The sequence below is a fragment of the Micromonospora sp. NPDC052213 genome (assembly GCF_040679695.1).
Classification (GTDB): Bacteria; Actinomycetota; Actinomycetes; order Mycobacteriales; family Micromonosporaceae; genus Micromonospora.
In genome coordinates, this window is sequence record NZ_JBFAVI010000219.1 from 5,306 (window position 1) to 9,615 (window position 4,310).

General features: G+C 77.5%; 3 protein-coding genes and 2 tRNA genes. 3 read left to right on the top strand and 2 right to left on the bottom strand.

Annotated elements, in window-relative coordinates; genetic code table 11:
- Window positions 1-480: 480 nt before the first annotated feature.
- A complete protein-coding gene (locus AB0L34_RS30840; protein WP_363708826.1) occupies window positions 481-2,142 on the bottom strand; it encodes a helix-turn-helix domain-containing protein in 1,662 nt (553 codons plus the stop codon).
- A 309-nt stretch (window positions 2,143-2,451) separates the two neighbouring features.
- Window positions 2,452-2,691: a DUF6458 family protein gene (locus AB0L34_RS30845; RefSeq protein WP_357464012.1), complete on the bottom strand. Its 240-nt coding sequence runs from the start codon at window positions 2,689-2,691 to the stop codon at window positions 2,452-2,454.
- Window positions 2,692-2,867: 176 nt separating this feature from the next.
- On the opposite strand from AB0L34_RS30845, the gene AB0L34_RS30850 reads away from it, so the two are divergent.
- The 3 genes from AB0L34_RS30850 to AB0L34_RS30860 all read left to right on the top strand — a co-directional run bounded on the left by AB0L34_RS30850 (window position 2,868) and on the right by AB0L34_RS30860 (window position 4,273).
- A tRNA-Gly gene (locus AB0L34_RS30850) sits at window positions 2,868-2,940 on the top strand.
- Between the two features lie 49 nt (window positions 2,941-2,989).
- Window positions 2,990-3,064: transfer RNA gene (locus AB0L34_RS30855), tRNA-Val, on the top strand.
- 198 nt (window positions 3,065-3,262) lie between these two features.
- Complete coding sequence (locus AB0L34_RS30860; protein WP_363708828.1) at window positions 3,263-4,273, top strand: NAD-dependent epimerase/dehydratase family protein; 1,011 nt, start codon at window positions 3,263-3,265, stop codon at window positions 4,271-4,273.
- Window positions 4,274-4,310: the final 37 nt, after the last annotated feature.

Sequence of the window (4,310 nt, forward strand, 5' to 3'; positions counted from 1 at the left end):
GGGGCCGCCCCCACAACCCCCCCCCCCACCACGCGCTCCCCCACCCACCCCCCCACCCCCCCGGGGGCGGGCCCTTCGCCGTTCCCGGACGCCGCTGAGCCTCCGCCGCGCAGGGCGCTGCCGTTCGGACCGCCGCCGTTCGCGGGCCGCGCCCGGATCGCCCCGGTGCACCCGGAGCGACGGGCGACCCACGGCCGCCCGCCCGCGGTGTCGTCGCGGACGGGGCGGCCGCACCCCCCGGAGCCGGCCGGACGCGTCCCCCGTTGCGGCGCGTCCGGGCGTCGGTCGTCAGCTCACCGGATTGCCGGTCGGGCTCGAACGGTGGCGTCCTCGCCGCCGTCTCCCCGCACACGGTAGGGAGCACCGCCGGCCGGGCGCGAGGACCGATCCGCACAGCGGCGGCGCCGGCGGTGTCGGGCTGCACAGCGACCGCGACCGGCGCCGCTGCTCGGGGGCGCCCGGGCGGGAAGCCACCGGCGGTCAGGCGGGCGGCCACCCGGCCGGGTCGTCGACCAGGCCCGCGTCGGCGGTCGCGTCGAGGGCCCGCAGGGCGAGCCAGAGCTCGTGCCGGGCGCTCGGCCCGCGCAGCAGGGAACGCCCCAGCGCCTGCTCGGCCCGGCCGAGTCGTTTGCGTACGGCGGACACCGAGACGCCGAGCGCGGTGGCGGTGTCGGGCAGTCGCGCCTCGGCGCGCAGCCACGCGCGTACGGTGACCAGGGCGACGGGCGTACCGCCGGCCTCCAGGGGAGCGAGCTGGCCGCGCGCCCAGAGGCGCAGGGCGGGGGTCGTCAGCAGCCGGTCGAGGCCGACCCACCGGCTGCCGGCCGCCGCCCCCTGCCCGGACGCGTCGTCCGCGCCACCACCGACGACGGGCGGTGCCTCCGGCACGCCGTCCGGGGTCGCGGCGGAACCGAGCAGGTGCAGGGCCAACCACGCGACCGACTGGTCGGAGATCCGCGACAGGTCGAGCCCGAGGCGGTCGCGCAGCAGCGCCAGCCGGGCCGCCAGGGTGTTGCGGTGGATCCGCAGGTGCCGGTGGGCCGCGCCGTCGAAGGCGAGCCAGGAGTTGAGGGTGGCGAGCAGTTCCTGCCCGTCGGGATCGATCCGTCGGGCCGGCCGGTACGACAGGCACGGCGCCAGCAGCGTCCGCGCCCAGTCCTGCCCGGCGGCGCCGAGCAGGGCGCGCAGCTCCGTCGCCCGGTCGAAGCGGCAGTGCCCGTCCGGTCCGTTCCGGGCCACCGCGAGAGCGTGGAACGCCTGCTCGTAGCCGGCGGCGGTGCGGCGCAGCGGGACCGGCTCGCTCACCCCGATCCGCGTCCCGGGCACCCGTCCGGTGACGAGTCTCCCCAGCGTGTCCGCGTCGCCGGCCTCTCGCGGCCCGGCGCGGTCCGGGGCCGGCACCAGCGCGATGAGGTGCCGGGAGCGGACCGGGCAGGGCACCACCCAGGCCCGCCCGCGCAGTGCGCGGGTCACCTGCCCGGCCGCCTCGCCGCGTCGCCGGGGCGCGCACTCGACGACGCACACCCGGACCAGGTCGGGCAGGTGGGGACGCAGTGCCGCGGCGATGCGCCGGGCCGGTGCCACGTCGCCGACCATCAGCAGGTGCAGCACCGCCTCCCGGCTGCGCACGTCGCCGGCGGCGACCCGCCGCCGGGCCTGCTCCGAGCGTTCCAACCGCCAGCAGAGACCGAGGACGCGCGCCGCGTCGGCGAGCAGGTCGCCGGGGAGCGGGTCCACCACCGCGAGCCAGGGGGCGGGCTCGGTCCCACGGTCGGGGTCGCACCCCGCGCCGTCGTCGGGCTCCCCGGCGCCGAGGGAGACCAGGTGGACGGTGGGCGCGCCCGCGCCGCCCCGCACGGCCGCCGGTGTGCCGCGTCGGTGCAGCTCAGGTACGGCGCGGGCGGCGGCGCCCAGCACGGTCCGGTCGAGCGGGTCCGGACCCGGGTGGACCGTCAGCAGGGTGCCGTCCACGCCGATCAGGGCCGCCGCGGTGGATCGGCGGGCGAGCGTGTCGAGGATGGCCCGGACGGGATCGGGGCCGGCGGCGAGGCGGGTCATCGCGACGACGGCCTCGGCGCGCTCGAAGCGGACTCGCGGCGGCTGTCGTCCGGGCGTTCGCGACCCGTCCTGCTCCGTCCGCACGACAGCAGACGGTAGTACCCGGGTGGCGAGGGTCACGAGGAGAGGCGGCGGAGGGGTGACGCCCGGCACGCCGGCGCTCCCGCCCCTGCGGGAAGCGCTCCGGGTGCGGCCGCCGCAGGCGGCGGGGGTCGGTCGGTGCGCCGCCCGCCCGACTGCGGCCTGCGCGTCGTCGGGCGTGGGGCCGCCGCGCGGTCGGCGTACGGCGGGCCGGTGACGTCGACGTGCCGGCCACCCTCGCGGGGTGCCCGGCACGTGCGTCGCGGTGCGTCCGGCGACCGTCCGACTCCGTCGGCCGCGCGGGGCGGTCGGTCAGAGCGGCGGGGCGACGTCCCGGCGCTCCTCGACCCGCCGGTACTCCACCGGTTCGGTCGTGCTGACCACCTGGCGGCGGCGTCCCCAGATGAGCGTGGTCATGATCAGGCCGAGCACGCCGGCCGCCATCAGGATCCAGCCGACGACGTCGAGGTCGATGCCGCCGAGGCTCGCGTCGAGCGCGAAGGTGAGGATCGCGCCGAGCGCGATCAGGAAGATGCTGGTGCCGATACCCACGACAGCCTCCTTGGTCAGGGGATGTGGTGTGCTGTCGAAGGAGGTCAGTACCCGGTGGCTGACCAGCGCAACCATCGGCTGCGCGGGAATCGCCCGCGGCGGCCGGCGGGGCGGCGTGCCGGGCGATCTTGCCGTCGGGTAGAGTTCATCCCGTCGCCGGGGAACGCCGGCGACACGCGGACGTAGCGCAGCTGGTAGCGCATCACCTTGCCAAGGTGAGGGTCGCGGGTTCGAATCCCGTCGTCCGCTCGCATCCCGCCCCCGCCGGCCCGGTCTGCCGGGCCCGGGTGGCCACCACGGGCGATTGGCGCAGTGGGAGCGCGCTTCCTTGACACGGAAGAGGTCACTGGTTCAAACCCAGTATCGCCCACCAGATGATCCGCGAGGCCCGTCACCGTCGTCGGTGGCGGGCCTTCGTGCTCTCCAGGCGTACGGACGGGTGGTGCGCCCGGCCACCCCGTGTTTCCCTGTGCCCGCGTCGCCGTCGCCCGCCGGATCTTCTGCCGTGGGCAGATCCGCTCACCGTGAACAGGTGGCCGGACGACCGGTCCGAGCCGGCACAGTGGAGCCCATGAGACTGCTGGTGTTGGGTGGGACGGGTTTCGTGGGCGGCGCCACGGTCGCCGAGGGGGTGCGTCGGGGCTGGTCGGTGACGGTGTTCAACCGGGGCCTGCACGGCGCGGCGCCGGAGGGCGTACGCCGGTTGCGGGGTGACCGGACCGCGCCCGGCGGCCTGGCGGCGCTGGCGGAGGGCGAGTGGGACCTGGTGGTCGACACCTGGGACGGTGCGCCCCGGGCGGCGCGGGACGCCGCCCGCGCGCTGGTCGACCGCGTGGGCAGCTACGTCTACGTCTCCAGCGGCTCGGTCTACGCGCAGCCGGTCGTCGACGGGGTGGGCGAGGAGGCCCCCGTGGTGGACGCCGAGTCGGACGCCGACGACGGCGACTACGCGCACAACAAGGCCGGCGGTGAGCGGGCCGTGCGGGAGGTGTTCGGCGACCGGGCGCTGCTCGCCCGGGCCGGGCTGATCCTCGGGCCGGGGGAGGACATCGGCCGGCTGCCCTGGTGGCTGGAGCGGATCGCCCGGGGCGGGGAGGTGCTGGCTCCGGGCCCGGTCGACCTGCCGTTGCAGTACGTCGACGTGCGGGACCTGGCGGGCTGGATGTTGGACCGGGGCGCGGAGGGGTTGGGCGGGACGTTCAACGTGGTGAGCCGCACCGGGCACGCGACCATGGGCGAGCTGCTCGACGCCTGCGTCGCCGTCACCGGCGCCGACGCCCGGCTGCGGTGGACCGACCCGGAGCCGATCCTGGCCGCCGGGGTGGTGCCGTGGAACGACCTGCCGGCCTGGATCCCGGCCGGGCACGAGTACCGCTGGTTGCAGGAGCGCGGCGTCGAGAAGGCGTACGCGGCCGGGCTGACCTGCCGCCCGGTGGCGGAGACGGTCGCGGACACCTGGGCGTGGCTGCGGAGGGTGGGCACGGTCCCGCCGCGGGCGGGCCGGCCACAGCGTGCTCCGGTCGGTCTGGCCCCGGAGCGGGAGGCGGCGCTGTTGTCGGCGACGGGCCCGGCCCGGGCCTGATCCCGCTTCGACACCACCGGCACGACGGCGGCCGTCC

Coding starts and splice junctions, on each gene's coding strand:
- AB0L34_RS30860 (WP_363708828.1), top strand. CDS start 3,263: ATGAGACTGCTGGTGTTGGGTGGGACGGGTTTCGTGGGCGGCGCCACG.